The sequence below is a fragment of the Arthrobacter sp. Sr33 genome, assembly GCF_054511195.1.
Window position 1 is genome coordinate 232,545 of record NZ_JBTNDD010000002.1, and the last position, 18,091, is coordinate 250,635.

An 18,091-nucleotide genomic window follows, 5' to 3' on the forward strand; every position below is an offset into this window, starting at 1 on the left:
CCAGGCGACGAGCCGGGAGAGATTAGGCTAGATCGTATGACCTCCCCCGCCGAGCGGTACCAGCTAGCACGGGCGCGTACCGCACACACCACCACTTTACTGTTTCAGTTCGAGCAGACCCTGGGGTTCGACCTCGACCCATTCCAGCGGGACGCCTGCGTCTGTCTCGAGGCCGGCCGCGGGGTGCTCGTGGCGGCGCCCACGGGAGCCGGGAAAACTGTGGTGGGAGAGTTCGCCGTCTACCTGGCCCTCGAGAAGGGCCTGAAAGCGTTCTACACCACCCCGATCAAGGCGCTGAGCAACCAGAAGTATTCCGAGCTCTGCGCGGTGTATGGGGCAGACCGGGTTGGGCTGCTCACCGGCGACACGTCAATCAACCCTGACGCCGCCGTGGTGGTGATGACCACCGAGGTGTTGCGGAACATGCTGTATGCGAACTCGGACACCCTCGACGACCTCGGCTACGTGGTGATGGACGAGGTGCATTACCTCGCCGACCGCTTCAGGGGCGCCGTCTGGGAGGAAGTAATTATCCATCTGCCCTCGGAGGTGCGGCTGGTCTCCCTGAGCGCGACAGTCTCAAATGCTGAGGAGTTTGGCGCGTGGCTGGATACGGTGCGCGGCCAGACCGATGTGGTGGTCTCGGAGCATCGACCGGTTCCGCTCTGGCAGCACGTCATGGTGGGACAGAACCTCCTCGACCTCTTCGCCGGCGACGTGGCCTTCGACGAGGCCGCACCCGCCGGTCCGGATGCGGGAGCCGAGGACCGGTACGAGGTCAACCCTGAACTCCTTGAACTCGCCAGTTCGGAGACCCGGCTCAACCAGCGTGCCGGGTGGGGAGCGGGCGGCGGGTCACGGCGGGGCCGTGGGCCCGCGAAGCGGCCGCCAGCGGCAGCGTCACGGGTCAGGCGTGCCACCCGGCCACAGGTGATCAGTGCCCTGGACCGGGACGGTCTCCTGCCAGCCATCACGTTCATCTTCTCCCGCAACGGGTGTGAGGCGGCGGTCAGCCAGTGCCTCGACGCCGGTCTGTGGCTCACCACCGAACCGGAACGCGAAATCATCAGCCAGCGGGTCGACGAAGCGGCGGTGGACCTGCCGCCCGAGGACCTGGCAATCCTCGGTTTCTGGGAGTGGCGGGAGGGCCTGATCAGGGGCTTCTCAGCCCACCACGCCGGGATGCTTCCCACCTTCAAGGAAGTGGTGGAGAAACTCTTTGCGCAGGGACTGGTGAAGGCGGTGTTCGCGACCGAGACCCTGGCGCTCGGCGTCAACATGCCAGCCCGTTCGGTGGTGCTGGAAAAGTTGGACAAATTCAACGGCGAGGCGCACGTCAACGTCACAGCGGGGGAGTACACCCAGCTGACGGGGCGGGCTGGCCGACGCGGCATTGATGTGGAAGGGCACGCCGTCGTACTGTGGCAGCCGGGGACGGACCCGGGAGCCGTGGCGGGTCTCGCCTCCCGGCGGACCTACCCGTTGAACTCGAGCTTCAGGCCCACCTACAACATGAGCATCAACCTCGTCGCCCAATTTGGCCAGCACCGATCCCGTGAGATCCTCGAAACCTCGTTCGCCCAGTTCCAGGCGGACCGGTCGGTGGTGGGACTCGCGAAACAGGTGCGGACCCGTGAGGAGTCGCTGCGGGGCTATGAGCAGTCCATGACCTGCCATCTCGGCGACTTCACCGAATACTCGAGGCTTCGCCGTGAAATTTCCGATCTGGAGGATCGGGCAGCGAAAACCAACTCGCGGAGCCTGCGCTCGGCGGCGGCTTCGTCGCTCGAAATGCTGCGACCCGGCGACGTCGTCGACGTGCCGGCAGGACGCAGCCAGGGCTATGCGGTGGTCCTCAGCTCCGACACCTCACGGGAGCCCCGCCCAACGGTCCTCACCGAAGACAAGCAGCTCCGTCGGGTCGGGGTGCAGGACCTCAGCGGGCCCCTTGAGGTTCTCTCCCACATCAGGATCCCCAAAAACTTCAACGCCCGCAGCCCCAAAGACCGCCGGGACCTGAGTTCGTCGCTCCGGAACGCACTCCATGACAAGCGTCCACCCCGCCGCGGTCCCGGCCAGGACGGTTTCCGATCCGGTGCCACCGAGCGCCAGGAGGCCGCCATCGCAGAGCTGCGACGCAAGCTGCGGTCCCACCCCTGCCACGGGTGCAGCGACCGGGAGCAGCACGCCCGGTGGGCTGAACGCTGGTGGAAGCTGCGCCGCGAGACCGACCGGCTGGCCGGTCAGATCAGGGGCCGCACCAACACGATCGCAAAAACCTTCGACCGGGTGTCGGACGTCCTCCTGCACTACGGGTACCTGCAGGACACCCCGTCCGGGACCACCATCACCGCTGCCGGCCGTAAGCTGCGCCGGGTCTACGGGGAGAAGGACCTGCTGATCGCGCTCTCCCTCGAGCATGGCGCCTTCAAAGGACTCGACGCCGCCGAGACCGCCGCTTTGGCCTCGGTGCTGGTGTACCAGGCCAAACGGGAAGAACGCGGCCTGCGCCCGAAAATGCCCGGCGTCGCACTCGACCCGTCGATCGACGTCGTCGTCCGCCAGTGGTCAGCCCTGACCGATCTGGAGGAGCAGTTCAAGCTTCCGGTCACCGGTGAACCCGAGCTGGGTCTCGTCTGGCCCATGCACAAGTGGGCCAGGGGCAAGGCCCTGCAGGCTGCGCTGAGCGGAACCGAACTGGCGGCCGGCGACTTCGTGAGATGGACCAAACAGGTGGTGGACCTGTTGGATCAGCTCGCCAAAATTGATGATCTGCCTCCCGGCCAACGCCGTCTGTTTATCGACGCGATTGGCCTGATCCGTCGCGGTGTGGTGGCCTACTCGGCCATCAGCGACTAACCACTTATGCCCACCATCTGTCTGGAGCACGAATGACCCCGACCCGCCCAATTCTGTACCGTAACGGCTCCGTGTATAGCGCCGCAGACCCGTTCGCCACCGCGATGCTGGTCGACGGCGACACGGTCGCCTGGATCGGCTCCGAGCATGCGGCCGAATCGCTGGCCGATGCCACCATGACCGTCGTTGACCTAGCCGGCGCCCTCATCACCCCGGGCTTCGTGGACTCCCACGTCCACACCACAGAGACCGGTCTGGCCCTGGAATCCATCGACCTTTCCTCCTGCACCGGCATCACTGACCTGCTGGACCGGGTCGCAGCGGTGGCGCGCACCGGCGTCAGCACCGTGTTGGGGCACGGCTGGGATGAGTCGCGGTGGCCGGAGCGCATGGTCCCCACCGCCGGGCAACTGGACGCCGCCGGCGGAGGTAAGCACGTCTATCTGGCCCGCGCCGATGTCCATTCGGCGGTGGTTTCCGGGTCCCTCGCAGCTGCGCTGGACCTGGCGAACCTCGACGGCTGGGACAACGGCTTCGTGGTGCGCGACGCCCACGTCACGGCGCGGCTGGCCTCGCGGGATCTGGCCGACGGCGAACGCTCCGGCTACCAGAGCGCTGCGCTCCGGCGGGCCGCGGCCAACGGAATCGTGGCGGTCGCAGAGATGGGCGCGCCCCATATCTCACCGGTCGCCGACCTCCAGGCATTGCTCCGGATCGGCCAGGACCCCCTGGGGGAGCAGCTCCCGGAGATCCTGCCGTACTGGGGACAGCCGGTTACGTCGGTCACCGAGCTTAAGGAGGTGCTGGACCTGTTCGGTGGCAGCCTGGCCGGCATCGGCGGAGACCTCAACGTGGACGGTTCCCTTGGGTCCCGGACCGCGGCGCTCCGGGAACCCTATGCCGATGACGTCCATCGGGGTTCGGTTTTCCTCCAGGCCGACACCGTCGCAGCGCATCTGGGTGCCGCCACCAGCATAGGAATGCAGGCAGGGTTCCATGTCATTGGGGACGCCGGTCTGGACGTGGTCCTGCAGGGTCTCGCCCTGGCAGCCGATGCCCACGGTATCGAGGCGGTCCGGCGGGCACGCCACCGCCTGGAACACGTTGAACTCGCCGACGCTGAGGTTATCGCCCGACTGGTGCATTTTGGGGTCACCGTCAGTGCCCAGCCGGCCTTCGATGCGCGTTGGGGTGCTGCTGGCGGGTTGTACAGCCAGCGCCTCGGAGCCGCGCGGATGACCGGGATGAACCCGTTCGCGAGCTTCCTGGCGGCAGGGGTCCCGCTGTGCTTCGGTTCCGACAGCCCCGTGACATCCCTCAACCCGTGGGCCACCCTCCGGGCGAGTGTGATGCACAACAACCCCGCGCAACGGATCTCCGCTCGCGCAGCCTTTATCGCCCACACCCGGGCCGGTTGGCGGGCCGTAGGCACGGGACACCCGTTGTTGGGCCAGCTTGTCCCTGGTGCTCCGGCGTCGTACGCCGTGTGGGAGGTGGAGGAGCTGATGGTGCAGACGGCTGACAGCAGGGTGCAATCGTGGAGCACCGACCCCAGGGCGGGGACACCGCTCCTTCCTGCCCTCGATACCGGCGCGGACCCGGTGTGTCTTGAGACGGTCCATCGGGGCCGACAGTTGTTCCAGGCCCCAGGTTTCAACGAAATTTCATCGCCCCTACGGTCCGTGTCCTGACCTGCACAAACAAGTGTTTACGCAGGTCAGGGGGCTGTTGACACTCGCTCCACAGCACGTAAGCTGTGGAGTCAACGGGTCAGGAACTCAGAGAAGATTCACTGACCCGACCGAGCCGATTCAACGCAGGTCCTAGGCAGCCACCGTTTTTCAGTGGGCCTCGCCGCGCGTCACGGCATCGGTACCCCGGAACGGGTAGGTTCGCGCGTCAGTAGAAAACAGCTGTGATTCTTGGATCCGTGCTGGCCCGAAGGCGCGCGGATCTACCCGACCCTCCACGGCATCCCGATTCGATCGGCCTGGTGGCTCTTTTTCTGTCCCACGCGGGCATCCAATATACTGGGCGTTTGGTTCCGGGCCCCGGGATCCGTGCGCCACGGCGTATCAGCTACGTGATCGAAGGTTGCCTGAGTGCGAGTCGTCACCATCATTCCCACCTACAACGAGATCGAGTCGCTTCCCCTGACAGTCGAACGACTGCGCCGGGCCGTACCTCACTCCGACGTCCTGGTGGTGGACGACAACAGCCCCGATGGTACCGGCGGGCTCGCCGACACCCTGGCAGGTGCCGACCCGCAGATCCATGTCCTGCACCGCACGGGTAAGGCGGGTCTGGGAGCCGCGTACATCGCGGGATTCACCTGGGCGCTGGACGCTGGCTACGACGTACTGGTCGAGATGGATGCTGACGGCTCTCACCGGCCCGAGCAGCTACAGTCCCTGCTCGACAAGGTGGCTGACGCCGACCTCGTCATTGGGTCGCGGTGGGTCCCCGGCGGCAGCGTGGTGAACTGGCCGCGACGCAGGAAATTGCTCTCCCGGGCCGGCAGCACCTACTCCAGGCTGATGCTGGGCATCGATGTCCGGGATATCACCGCAGGCTACCGTGCGTTCCGCCGGGAAACCCTCGAAAAGGTTGATCTGACAACCGTTGACTCGGTGGGGTACGGATTCCAGGTGGACATGACCTTCCGGGTGGCGACGCTGGGCCTGAAGATTGTTGAGGTGCCGATCACTTTCGTGGAACGGGAGTTCGGGGCATCGAAGATGAGTGGCGGAATTGTCCTCGAGGCCATTGCCAACGTCACCCGGTGGGGACTCGCCGCACGGTGGCGGGCACTGACCTCGCGCGACAAGAAGTAGCTTCCACAACCCGCCAGGACAGAAACGCCCCGCAGTGTCAGGGTTGCCGGTTCCTTCCGGCAATTCTTGCTGTCGGGGCCGCTTCTGGGGCTGGCGGGCACGAAAAAGCCGGGCTGACCCTGAGGGTCAACCCGGCTTTTCCAACTTCCTGTACTGCTAGGCGGACTGGCGCTCTCCGCGGCGTTCCCGCAGGATGGTCAACCGATCCTGGAGGATCTGCTCCAGCTCGTCCATGCTGCGACGCTCCAGCAGCATGTCCCAGTGAGTACGTACTGGCTTGTCACCTGAGGTGTCGGGGCGTTCCCCGTCCACCAGCAACGCTTCCTTACCGGTTTTGGAAACCCAGACCGGTGGGACGTCAGCTTCCGCTGCAAAAGTGACGAACACCCGCTCGCCGTCTCCGCAACGGTATTCAACCCGCTGCCGTGGAGCTGGCTCAACACCGGATTCAGTCTCCATGCTTTGCGCTCCGAGGCGCATACCGCGCAAGCTACGATCGCTCATGTAATCTCCTACTCAACAATTTGGCATCCGTAACGGCGGATGATGGTGCGGTAGTGGCTACCGCAACCTGCCACTTACATAACGCTGTGGACGTGACGTCTGTTCCCGATCTGACCAGCGAAAGTACGGCAAACACCCAATTATACGCTGGGGCAGGGCACAAAAAGAAACCGAACAGCCGACGCGAGCCAGCCGTCCGGTTTCTACGGTGTCAGGCGCTGTGGGTACGGGACGGGCTATCGCCGTCGGGCGCATCAGCGGTAGCGTTGCCCAGGACGTTACCGATACCCTTGAGCGCTTCACCCACCTCACTGGGAATAATCCACAGCTTGTTGGACGATCCTTCGGCGAGCTTGGGAAGGGTCTGCAGGTATTGATAGGCGAGGAGCTTCTGGGTCGGGTTGCCCTTGTGGATGGCATCGAACACCTTCTGAATGGCCTGCGACTCGCCGTCGGCGCGGAGAATGGCCGCCTTGGCGTCACCTTCCGCGGCGAGGATGGCGGCCTGTCGCTGGCCCTCGGCTGTGAGGATCTGCGACTGCTTGGTTCCCTCGGCAGTCAAAATGGCTGCGCGGCGGTCCCGCTCGGCTCGCATCTGCTTCTCCATCGAGTCCTGGATGGACAGGGGAGGGTCGATAGCCTTCAGTTCCACCCGGGATACCCGGATGCCCCAGCGACCGGTGGCCTCATCAAGCACTCCGCGCAGTTGGCCGTTGATCTGGTCGCGGGAGGTCAGGGCCTCCTCAAGGTTCAGACCACCAACCACGTTGCGCAGGGTGGTGGTGGTGAGCTGTTCCACGGCCTGGATGTAATTGGCGATCTCATAGGTAGCCGCCCGAGGATCAGTGACCTGGAAGTAGACCACCGTGTCGATCGAAACCACCAGGTTGTCTTCGGTGATGACGGGCTGGGGAGGGAATGACACCACCTGTTCGCGCAAGTCCAGCAGGGGCAGCAGCCGGTCCACGAAAGGGATCAGGATGGTCAACCCGGGTTGGAGGGTTCGCTGGTATTTTCCGAGCCGTTCCACCACACCGGCGCGAGCCTGCGGGACAATTCGCACCGACTTCACCAGCACGACCAGAACGAAAATGATCAGGGCAATCAGGACGACTGTCAGTCCGATTGCCCCTGCGTCGGTAGGCATATGTTCCCCTTTTGGTAGGTTGGCGCGATCGTTGGGTAAGTCTGGGCAACCGCGGTTGGGCGGCCCATCTGGGCAACCGCGTCTAGACAGCCCCGGAATCGGCGGCTTGCGGGCGGGCGGGGGCACTGATCAGCGCAGTGGCACCGTCGATTCGGGTGACGGCGACACGTTCGCCGGCGGGAATCAGCGACCCGTCGAGGGTGCGGGCCGACCAGGTGTCACCGCCGATCTTCACGGTGCCGGATTCGCCGGTCACGATGTCGAGGGTGAGAGCCGACTCCCCGATGAGTCGGTCCACGTTGCTGAGCTGTTCGGGGGAGCCCCGCTTGAGGTGTTTCAGCGCCACCGGGCGGACCACCAGCACCATCAGGAGCGACACCACGCTGAAGATGATGACCTGCAGGAAGAACGCCGCACCGAGGAAGGTGCTGATCATGGCTGCGAGGGCACCCATCGCCATCATGACGAAAAACAGGTCAAGAGTCAGGGTTTCCACTGCGGCAAGACCAAGGAAGAGAACCAGCCACAGGATCCAGCCGTTCTCCAAAAGCCACTCAAACATGTCTTCCCCTCTGGCTAAGGCGCCGTGAGCGCATACTGCGTTCTTCAATCATGCCAAAGCGGGGTGCGGAAACCTAGGGGTCGAGGCCTCACCGGACCGGTTGTTATCGATCCGCAAGCCTCAGCGGTCCTGGTGCCGCCGGAAAACCTGGACGGTGAACCGGGCACTGGCTGGAGTCCGTTCGGGGAGCACCGCCAAATCCGCCCACAGGTCTTCTGGGACCAGATGGTGGCCAGCCGGGCCCATCAGCGCGACATTGTAGATATCGGTGTGGGACAGCTGCAGGGAGAGCTCAACGGTTGCCGAATCGGCCTCGTCGAACAGTCCGGTCAGGCTGGTTGCCACCGCCGTGGCCTTATCCGGGCGCACCTCAAGCAAACCGGCGTCGTCGGCGATTTCGGCAAGGTGCCCCGGCAGGGGGGTGACAACGACCAGCACACCGCCGTGATTCAGCACGCGATGGAACTCTTCGGGGTTGCGGGGCGCAAAAACGTTGAGGATGATGTCGACCCCTGAATCCCGCACCGGCAACTGCCGCCACACATCCCAGACCACGCACACACCGTCCCGCAGGATTCCGGCTGCCCGGCGCAGGGCGAACTTCGAAATATCGAGGGCCAGCACCGCGGCCCCGGGATGTCGGCGCTCCAGTTCGGCCAGGTAGTATCCGGTACCGGCGCCGGCGTCGAGGATTACCCTGGGCTCGGCGACGTGCCGTTGCGCCAGGTCGGCCAGAACCGCCTGGAGTGGGGCGTAGTGGCCTGCGCCGAGAAAGTCGGTGCGTGCCTGCACCATCACTGCGGTGTCCGACTGGAATTCGGTGCCCCTGCCAGTGAGCAGGTTGAAGTAGCCCTGCTTTGCCGCATCGAACCGGTGACCCGCCCCGCACACCAGCGCGCCCGCACCGTCCAGGAGTCCCAGCGGCGCTGCGCACACGGGGCAGCACAACAGGTTCTCCGGAAGGTGGGGCATAGATTCATCCTAGGGCCGGAATTGGGAACACCCAGCGACTGATCTAGTCTCGGACTTGTGAAACCACATGAGCTGAATCACCTCCAGTCCGTAAGTTCACCGTCGATCTCACCTGATGCGCAGCGTTGTGTTGTGTCGGTGACCCGACCCGATTTCGATGCCGACAGTTATGTTGGGCAGCTGTGGGACATTGCGGTTCCCGGGGGCGCCGCGCGACGGTTGACCCGCGGTTTCCGCGACACCGCACCCCAGTATTCGCCGGACGGCGCCGCCATCGCCTTCCTCAGGGCAGAGCCCGGCGGCAAGCCTCAGCTGATGATCGTTGACAGCCGCGGCGGCGAACCCCAGCGCCTGACGGACCAGAAAATGGGGGTTGGCTCGTTCAGCTTCTCGCCCGATTCGTCGAAGCTCACCTTCACCTCCCGCGTTCCGGAGCACGGCCGCTACGGGACCGTCGACGGCGTCGGCCCCGGGCTGGAGGATCCCCGCCTGATCAGCACGTTCAAGTACCGGATGAACGGGCTGGGCTATTCGCTGGACAAACGGACCCAGATTTTTGTTCTCGACGTACCGAGCCTCGACGCCGAACCTTTCGTGGAACCGGTCGGCAGGGCAAAGGAAGCTGCGGTGGACCCGGCTGGCAGCGAAAAGCCGGCAGCCAAGGAGAAGGCACCCGGCAAAGGGCTTCCGGAGGCCGTGCAGCTGACCACGGCAGACGCGGATCACAACGAGCCTGTTTTCACCCGCGACGGGCGCCGCATCCTCTTCACCGCGGCGCTGCATTCCGACGCCGACACCACCCTGTACACCGATGTCCATTCGATGGCGGTGGATGGGTCCGACGTCGTGCAACTCACCAACCGCGGCTCTGGTACCCGGCTGGGCTGCAGCCGGCCGGTCGAAAGCCTCGATGGACACTGGCTGTTCTTCCTGGGCAGCGACCTTTCCGAGGACGGGCTGGACTTCCTGGCCCGGAACACCGCGCTCTACGTTGCTCCAGCCGCTGCACCCGGCGAAGCTCGGGCCATCACCGATGCCGAGACCGTGGACCTGGGCGAGGTGGGGGACATCGTGCCGCGCGGCGCCGATTCGGTGCTCGTCTTTAACCGGACCCGGGGCCGCGGCACCCTCCTCGAAGCCTCCGCCGACGGGACCGTCAGCACCCTGCTCGACGGCGAACTCATCGTGACAGGTGCAGCGGCGAAGGGCGACCTGGTGGTTGCCGCCTATACCGATCCCACCACGATGGGGGATCTGGCAGTAGTGTCCGGGGGCTCCCTCAAACCGCTCACAGACCTCTCCAACGACCTCCGGATGCAGACCGCAGTGGTGGCACCCAAAGAAGAAACCTTCACGGCCAGCGACGGGCACAGCGTGCATGGCTGGGTGCTGGAACCCGAGGGCGAGGGGCCCCACCCGGTCCTGCTCAACATTCACGGCGGCCCGTTCGCCCAATATGGCTGGGGATACTTCGACGAGGCGCAGGTCTATGTCAACGCCGGGTACGCCGTCGTCATGTGCAACCCGCGGGGAGCGGCCGGGTACGGGCAGGAGCACGGCCGCGTGATCAAGGGAGCGATGGGTACCGTTGACCTCCTCGATGTCCTGGGCTTCCTGGACGGCGCACTGGAGAAATACCCGTCGTTTGATCGGGACCGGCTGGGCGTCATGGGCGGGTCCTACGGCGGCTACCTGACCGCGTGGACCATCTCCCAGGACCATCGGTTCACGGCGGCAGTGGTCGAACGCGGCTACCTGGATCCGCCGTCGTTCGTCGGTTCATCGGACATTGGCTGGTTCTTCTCCGATGCCTACACCGGCAACGATCCTGATCAGGTGAGGGCACAGAATCCGTTTGCACACGTCGACAAGGTGCAGACCCCCACCTTCGTGGTCCACTCCGAGGAGGATCTGCGCTGCCCGCTGGAGCAGGCTCAACGCTATTACACGGCGTTGAAGCTGCGCGGAGTGCCAACAGAGCTTCTGGTGTTCCCGGGCGAGACCCACGAATTGTCCCGCGCCGGATCACCGTGGCACCGTCGGCAGCGGTTTGAGCACCTTCTCAACTGGTGGGCCAGATACCTGCCGACGGCGAAGAACCAGCAGCCGTAAGCGGCTAGCCCACAGCGGCTGGCTTACAGCGGCTGGCGGCAGCGCAGCATGGCGGGGGAGCAGGATCTCAAAGCAGGCACCCCAGCCCGGTCGTGAGACCACCGTTGCGCTGCCGCCCGTGCATAACCGGTTGCCACCGTGCCGTCACCTGGAGCAGAATCAGACGATATCGAACGTACTGTTGGATGCTGGTGCGCACGAGGCTAGCGACGCCGTTGGGAGCCGCTGCGGCGACCCCGGCAGTAGGAGAGACGATGAGCACGTCGACGACGACGACCGACCCACACGAATTACCCTCGCACACCGCCGACCAACACGATCTGATCCGGGTTCAGGGTGCCCGTGAGAACAATCTCAAAGACCTCTCAGTCGACATTCCGAAGCGCCGCCTGACGGTTTTTACTGGCGTGTCCGGATCGGGCAAGAGTTCCCTGGTGTTCGCGACCATCGCTGCCGAGTCGCAGCGGATGATCAATGAAACCTACAGCGCATTTGTCCAGGGATTCATGCCCAGCCTGGCGCGCCCCGACGTCGACCGTCTGGAAGGCCTGACGACGGCGATCATCGTCGACCAGGAGCGGATGGGCGCCAATCCACGCTCGACGGTTGGCACCGCCACCGACGCCAACGCGATGCTTCGGATCCTCTTCAGCCGGCTTGGCTCACCGTATGTGGGACCGCCGACGGCGTTTTCCTTCAACGTGCCCACCCGTAAGGCCAGCGGAGTGATGAGTACCGACAAGGGCGGCCGGGTGGAGAAAAGCGTGGTCAGGGATGCCGTCTATCTGGGTGGCATGTGTGCACGCTGCGAGGGCATGGGATCGGTCTCCGATTTCGACCTGACGGCGCTCTTCGACGAGACCAAGTCGCTGGGGGAGGGAGCACTCACCATTCCCGGGTACAGCATGGACGGCTGGTACGGCCGGATCTTCAGCGGTGCAGGGTTCGACATCGACAAACCGCTGGCCAGCTTCACCAAGAAGGAACTCGACGACCTCCTGTACAAGGAGCCGACCAAGGTGAAGGTCGAGGGCATCAACCTCACCTTCGAGGGAGTCATCCCGAAGATCCAGAAGTCGATGCTGTCCAAGGACGTTGAGGCGATGCAACCTCATATCCGGGCGTTCGTGGAGCGGGCCATCACCTTCCAGCCGTGCCCCGAATGCCAAGGCACCCGGCTCAGTCCTGAAGCCAGGTCATCGACGATTCAGGGCAAGAACATCGCCGATCTGTGCATCATGCAGATCGATGAGCTGGCGGCCTGGGTGCGTGCGTTGCAGGAACCGTCCGTGGCGCCCCTGTTGAAGGGCTTGCAACACCTGCTGGATTCTTTCGCGGAGATCGGGCTGGGATATCTATCGCTTGACCGGCCGGCCGGCACCCTGTCCGGGGGAGAGGCTCAGCGGACCAAGATGATCCGGCACCTCGGTTCCTCGCTGACCGATATCACCTACGTTTTTGATGAGCCGACCATCGGCCTGCACCCGCACGACATTCAGCGGATGAACGGGCTGCTGATCCAGTTGCGTGACAAGGGAAATACGGTGCTGGTGGTGGAGCACAAACCCGAGACCATAGCCATCGCTGATCATGTGATCGATCTGGGTCCTGGCGCTGGCACCCAGGGCGGCAGCGTCTGCTTCGAGGGCAGCGTCGATGGCCTGCGTACCAGTGACACCATCACCGGTCGACACCTCGACGACCGGGCAGCTGTCAAGGCAACGGTGCGTCAGCCCTCGGGCAGCCTGGAGGTGCGCGGCGCAGCAACCCACAACCTTCAGAACGTGGACGTTGACGTGCCGCTGGGTGTGCTCTGCGTAGTCACGGGGGTGGCTGGTTCAGGTAAAAGTTCGCTCATCCACGGGTCGGTCGCCGGACGCGAGGGTGTGGTGGTGATCGACCAGGGCGCCATCAAGGGGTCGCGCCGCAGCAATCCCGCCACCTACACGGGACTCCTTGAACCGATCCGAAAGGCTTTCGCCAAAGCGAACGGCGTCAAACCGGCCCTGTTCAGTTCCAACTCCGAGGGTGCCTGCCCCACCTGCAATGGTGCTGGCATTATCTTCACTGAACTCGGGGTCATGGCCACTGTCGAGTCCACCTGCGAGGACTGCGAGGGGAGGAGATTCCAGGCGTCGGTCCTTGAGTACACCCTGGGGGGACGCAACATCGCCGAGGTACTTGCCATGTCGATGACCGAGGCTGAAACCTTCTTCGGTGCGGGCGACGCCCGCACCCCGGCCGCCCACAGAATCCTTGACCGCCTGGTGGATGTGGGGCTCGGTTATCTGACCCTCGGCCAGCCGCTCACCACCCTCTCGGGCGGTGAGCGGCAACGCGTCAAGCTGGCGACGCAGATGGCCGAAAAGGGCGACGTGTATGTGCTTGATGAGCCGACCACCGGCCTGCACCTGGCCGACGTGCAGAACCTGCTCGGGCTCCTCGACCGGCTCGTCGATTCCGGCAAATCGGTCCTGGTGATAGAACACCACCAGGCGGTGATGGCGCACGCCGACTGGCTGATCGACCTTGGGCCCGGCGCGGGTAACGACGGCGGCCGGGTGGTCTTCGAGGGAACCCCAACCGAGCTCGTCGCTGGCAAAACGACGCTGACCGGCGAGCACCTGGCGGCCTACGTGGGCGGCTGACCGCGCCTAACCCGCCGGCTGGAGCGCAGTGCGCCCAGCGTATGCTCCCCGGTGGCCAGCCGCCCGATGCCGGTCCGGGAGGCGCGCTCCTTCGCCGAAAAACTTTTCCCGGAGGGTCCCGGACCGGTAATCGGACTGGGCCAGGCCCCGCTTTCGCAGTTCGGGCAGGACCCCCTCGATGAAGTCCTGATAGGAGCCGGGGATGGTCTGGTTGATGATGTTGATCCCGTCGATTCCCGCGTCCTGCCAGGATTCGAGCTGGTCGACGATCTGTTCGGGGGTACCAGCAATCTGCTGGTTGTACGCCCGGTAGCGCGCAACATCGGCGATCGTCGGATTCCCGCCAGGGACTGAGGCGAACAGGGCCTCAAGTACGCCGCGGGCGCCGTCGGTACGTACCTCCCCCAGAGTGGTGTCGAGGGGGAGCCCGCCGAGGTCAACCCCGATACCGCCGCCGATGTGCGCCACGATCGTATCCAGGTCCAGGTAGTTGTCGAGCTCAGCCCGCTTTCGCGACACCTCGGCTTCGGTGGATCCGACCACAAAGGAGAGCCCGGCGAAGAATTTGATGTCCTCGTCGCGGCGACCCAGTTCGCGGGCAAGGGCGCGGACCGATGCTGTCGTCTTCCGGGCGTAGTCCACATTGGGTGCGAAGAGGAAGGCTGCTTCAGCGTTGGCAGCGGCGAAGTGCTGCCCCCGTCCTGAGGAGCCGGCCTGGAACAGTAGCGGAGTGCGCTGCGGTGACGGAGCCACCAGGTGGGGGCCCTCCACCGAATAGCGGGCCCCGTGGTGATTGATCTTATGGACCTTCGACGGGTCGGCATGGCGGCCCGTCCGCTTGTCCTGGATGAGGGCGCCGTCGTCCCAGGAGCCCTCCCAGAGCTTGTAGCAGACCTCCAGGTACTCGTCGGCCCAGTCGTAGCGGCTGTCGTGTTCGACGAGCCCGTTGTGGCCGAAGTTCTTGAACGAATTTTCAAGCACGCTGGTGACAATGTTCCAGGCGACCCGCCCCTCGCTGAGATGGTCGAGGGTGGACAGTTGGCGGGCAAACTGGAATGGATGAGACTGAACGACGGAGCTGGTCAGGGCCAAACCGAGATGTTCGGTTGTTGCCGCCAGCGCCGATTGCAGGACCAGCGGGTCGTTGGCGGGAACCTGGAGCCCGCGCTCGATGTGGGACGTCCAGCCGCCCCCATGGTTGCCGTACAGCCCGACGACGTCGGCAAGGAAGAGCGCATCGAATTTCGCTTCCTCCAGCGTTCGCGCCAGGTCTGTCCACAGCCGCAGGTCATTGAATCGGTGTTGTTGGGCTTCGGGGTGGCGCCACTGCCCGCCGAGGATGTGGCTTGTGGTGTTCATCGCGAATGCGCTGAGGAGAAGACGTGGGCGTTCAGTGAAGACTGACATCAGGGGGTACCTCCGGTGGTGGATGAGGGGCGAGCGGTGGCGTCGCCGATGCTGTTCAGGCCAGTGGGGGTGGTGCTGTTGATCAGATAGTCGCCGACTGAGCGCGCTTTGAATAGCGCCGGGTTGTGGGTGGCCACCGTCCTCGCGTTGCGCCAGTGGCGGTCCAGTGCCTTGTCCTTGCCGACTGCCGACGCCCCGGCGACGTCGAATAATTCGCTGGTTGCCGCCAGCACCAACGGGGGAACCGAGACGTGAGCCTGGTCGACAGCCAGTTCGGCGCGGAGGAACGCTGCCTCGGGGGATAGTGCCAATGCCGGGTCGACGGCGGCGTCAAGGTCCCGGGCCGCCGCCGTCACGACGGCTTCGGCGGTGTACACCTTCGATGCCAGGACACCGACATGCTCCTGGATCTGGGGATCATCGCGGAACAGGCCACCCGATCCCGTGTTGAAAGTCCGGATCCGGGCTTGAACGAGGTTCACCGCGTCGCGGCGGGCAGCGCGGCCGATCCCGGCCAGCACCGCAAGGAGGAAGAGTTGAAAGAACGCTGGTTCGAGCGTACTTGTGACTTTCCGCTGCAGGATGTCCCCGGACTCGACCGGCACCCGGTCAAAGCGCGCGGTGCCGGTCCCCGTCAACGGCTGACCAAAACCATCCCAGTCGTCCACGATCGTCACCCGCGGGTCGTCCGCCCTCACCAGCGCGTATTGTCTCCCTTCGAGCCCCTCAGTGCTCGCCATGACCACCACCCAGTCGGCGAAAATACTGCCGGTGGTGTAGAACTTTTCGCCGGTGAGGAACCATTGCCCCTCCTCCTGGTGGAGCCTGGTCCGGGTTGTGCCGAGGGCGTTGCCCGAGCGTTCAGTGGCAGCGTTGCCGAAGATTTGGCCAGCAGCGATACGGGGGAACCAACGGTCCTGAAACTCTGCGGACTGCAGCGCGGCCGTTTCGACAAACGAAAAATGGGAGCGCAACAGGTGGGAGACATTCGAGTCCGCCTCTGCCAGTTCAGTGACGAGCCGGAAGAGGTGTTCATGGCTCACCGGATTGCCGCCGAACCGGGCGGGCACCCGAAGGGTGGTGAATCCTGCGTCCCTGAGCCACCCCACCTGGGCGAAGGGTAGGGTCCGGTCCGCTTCACGGGCGAGGGCGCCGTCGGCGATGCGCTGGAACACGGGCCGGAAACGCGCGGCGAGTTCCTCGTATCTGGCCTCTCCGGTGGCCGTACTCTGCTGTGGTGCGTACGGCTGCGGTACGTCCGGCTGGGGTCCGCTGTGCTGGGCGCTGGTGGTGGTGGTGGTCATGGAGTTGTCCTTACGTGGTTGCGAGGGCGGCAATGCCGCTGCGAGTGGAGGCGTGGGCGCGAAGCCGGTGGCCCGGGTTGGAGTTGAGCAGCAGTTGGGTGTAATCACTGGTGGGATTGCCGAAGACCTCATTAGTGGGGCCCGTTTCGACGAGTTTCCCCCGGTGCATGACGCCAACGGCCGAAGAGATTCGTTCAACCACGTGAAGGTCATGGGAAATGAAGAGGTAAGTCAGTCCGAGTTCCTGTTGCAGGTCTGCCAGTAGGTCGAGGATCTGGGCCTGTGTCAGGACGTCGAGGGCTGACAGTGCCTCATCCAGCACCAAGGTGCGCGCCCCGAGCGCGAGCGCACGCGCAATTGCGACGCGTTGGCGCTGACCACCGGAGAGTTCAAGCGGACGTTTGTCCGCGAGGCTCGACGGGATATTCACCTGATCCAGGAGTTCGGCCACTCGTCTGGCACGGGTTGTTCTGGAGCCGATCCGGTAGTTCCGGAGGGGCTCGCCGATGATGTCGCGGATCGGTAGGCGAGGATCGAGCGCGGAATCGGGGTTCTGATAAACCAGTTGCAGGTGTTTCCACAATTCTCTCTTCTGCTGTCGGGAAGCGGAGGTGACGTCCTGTCCGTGGATAAGGATCTGTCCGGCCCCTGGATCGAGCAGGCGGAGAATCATGCGGGCAGTGGTCGATTTTCCGGATCCCGATTCTCCCACCAGGGCGAAGGTGGTGCCCTGGGCAACGCTGAAGGACACGCCGTCGACGGCCCGGTGCTGCTCGCCCGCCCTGTCAAAGTCCCGGATCAGGCCTCTTACTTCGATGGCCGCCGTTGCACCGGGCGCTGTGGTGGAGATGGCTCTGGCCACCGCAGGGCTGAGGTGGGGAGCGGCCTCCTCCAGCAGCCGGACCGTGTACTCGTTCGCCGGCGCCGCAAGAATGTCAGCCACCAGCCGGTCCTCGAGGATGCGGCCTTGCCGCATCACGACAATCCGCACGGCGTGGTCGGTGGCTACCGCCAGGTCGTGGGTCACAAAAATGACTGCCGTGCCAAATTCGGTGGCCAGACGCTCAAAAACCTCGAGAATCTTCGCCTGGACGGTCACGTCAAGAGCCGATGTCGGTTCGTCAGCAATGAGCAGCTCCGGCCGGAGGCTGAAGGCAATCGCGATGAGAACACGCTGTTTCAGGCCCCCTGATAACTGGTGCGGGTACTGTTTCAGCCGTTCTTCAGGCCGGTCAATCCCCACCAGATCGAGTAACCGAATGACCTCAGACCGGATCGACTCACGGGATTGCCGGGGACCGCCGGAGTGCAGCCGGAAGACCTCGGACAGCTGGGAACCGATCGTTTTGACGGGATCGAGCGAGGCTCCGGGGTCCTGCGGTACCAGTGAGATCCGTACCCCCCGAATTTTTTCCAGGTCCCTCTCTCGTGCGTCAGTGAGTGCGAGGTCTCCCAGGGAAATGGACCCCGCGGTCCGCTGCGCAGCTGCCGGGAGTAATCCGATGATCGATTTGGCCAGGGTGGATTTGCCCGAGCCTGATTCACCGACCAGTGCCACAATCTCACCGCGGCGGATGGTGAGGTCCACGCCGTCGACGGCGGTCTTCGCCTCAGTTCCGCGACCATATTCGATCCGCAGTCCCTGGATGGTCAGCAGTGATTCGTCGGTCCAGCGAGGAGTTTGTGCCATTTTTACGGCGGGGTTGGGTCGTGCGTGGGTAACGTCCACTGGATGCTCCTGA

At 64.6% G+C, this 18,091-nt stretch carries 12 protein-coding genes; 5 read left to right on the forward strand and 7 right to left on the reverse strand.

The window, feature by feature from the left end; genetic code table 11:
* Window positions 1-36 precede the first annotated feature (36 nt).
* From ACX80T_RS03985 to ACX80T_RS03995, 3 genes are all read left to right on the forward strand, one after another.
* Complete coding sequence (locus tag ACX80T_RS03985; RefSeq protein ID WP_459303759.1) at window positions 37-2,859, forward strand: DEAD/DEAH box helicase; 2,823 nt, start codon at window positions 37-39, stop codon at window positions 2,857-2,859.
* 32 nt (window positions 2,860-2,891) lie between these two features.
* On the forward strand, window positions 2,892-4,550 hold the full coding sequence (locus tag ACX80T_RS03990; RefSeq protein ID WP_459303760.1) for an amidohydrolase: 1,659 nt from the start codon (window positions 2,892-2,894) through the stop codon (window positions 4,548-4,550).
* A 411-nt stretch (window positions 4,551-4,961) separates the two neighbouring features.
* Window positions 4,962-5,693, forward strand: a complete 732-nt coding sequence (locus tag ACX80T_RS03995; RefSeq protein ID WP_019482721.1) for a polyprenol monophosphomannose synthase — start codon at window positions 4,962-4,964, stop codon at window positions 5,691-5,693.
* A gap of 156 nt (window positions 5,694-5,849) precedes the next feature.
* Here the strand turns inward: ACX80T_RS03995 and ACX80T_RS04000 are convergent, their stop codons facing one another.
* From ACX80T_RS04000 to ACX80T_RS04015, 4 genes are all read right to left on the reverse strand, one after another.
* The gene (locus tag ACX80T_RS04000) at window positions 5,850-6,197 is read right to left on the reverse strand and encodes an RNA polymerase-binding protein RbpA (RefSeq protein WP_024477045.1); all 348 of its coding nucleotides are present in this window, start codon (window positions 6,195-6,197) and stop codon (window positions 5,850-5,852) included.
* 211 nt (window positions 6,198-6,408) lie between these two features.
* Window positions 6,409-7,344, reverse strand: coding sequence for an SPFH domain-containing protein (locus ACX80T_RS04005; RefSeq protein ID WP_019482723.1), 936 nt, complete (start codon window positions 7,342-7,344; stop codon window positions 6,409-6,411).
* An 82-nt stretch (window positions 7,345-7,426) separates the two neighbouring features.
* A complete protein-coding gene (locus ACX80T_RS04010) occupies window positions 7,427-7,906 on the reverse strand; it encodes an NfeD family protein (RefSeq protein WP_019482724.1) in 480 nt (159 codons plus the stop codon).
* Between the two features lie 120 nt (window positions 7,907-8,026).
* A complete protein-coding gene (locus ACX80T_RS04015) occupies window positions 8,027-8,878 on the reverse strand; it encodes a putative RNA methyltransferase (RefSeq protein WP_019482725.1) in 852 nt (283 codons plus the stop codon).
* A gap of 132 nt (window positions 8,879-9,010) precedes the next feature.
* Here ACX80T_RS04015 and ACX80T_RS04020 point away from each other — a divergent pair, with 132 nt between their 5' ends.
* Together ACX80T_RS04020 and ACX80T_RS04025 are read left to right on the forward strand one after the other, a co-directional pair.
* Window positions 9,011-10,990, forward strand: coding sequence for a prolyl oligopeptidase family serine peptidase (locus tag ACX80T_RS04020; protein ID WP_019482726.1), 1,980 nt, complete (start codon window positions 9,011-9,013; stop codon window positions 10,988-10,990).
* 254 nt (window positions 10,991-11,244) lie between these two features.
* Window positions 11,245-13,638, forward strand: a complete 2,394-nt coding sequence (locus ACX80T_RS04025; protein ID WP_459303761.1) for an ATP-binding cassette domain-containing protein — start codon at window positions 11,245-11,247, stop codon at window positions 13,636-13,638.
* 6 nt (window positions 13,639-13,644) lie between these two features.
* Here ACX80T_RS04025 and ACX80T_RS04030 read toward each other — a convergent pair whose 3' ends face one another.
* The 3 genes from ACX80T_RS04030 to ACX80T_RS04040 are packed head-to-tail and all read right to left on the reverse strand — an operon-like array spanning window position 13,645 to window position 18,078.
* Window positions 13,645-15,045: an NtaA/DmoA family FMN-dependent monooxygenase gene (locus ACX80T_RS04030; protein WP_459303762.1), complete on the reverse strand. Its 1,401-nt coding sequence runs from the start codon at window positions 15,043-15,045 to the stop codon at window positions 13,645-13,647.
* Complete coding sequence (locus tag ACX80T_RS04035; RefSeq protein ID WP_459303763.1) at window positions 15,045-16,349, reverse strand: acyl-CoA dehydrogenase family protein; 1,305 nt, start codon at window positions 16,347-16,349, stop codon at window positions 15,045-15,047. Before ACX80T_RS04035 ends, ACX80T_RS04030 begins: the two co-directional genes overlap by 1 nt.
* A gap of 10 nt (window positions 16,350-16,359) precedes the next feature.
* On the reverse strand, window positions 16,360-18,078 hold the full coding sequence (locus ACX80T_RS04040) for a dipeptide ABC transporter ATP-binding protein (protein WP_459303764.1): 1,719 nt from the start codon (window positions 18,076-18,078) through the stop codon (window positions 16,360-16,362).
* Window positions 18,079-18,091 lie beyond the last annotated feature (13 nt).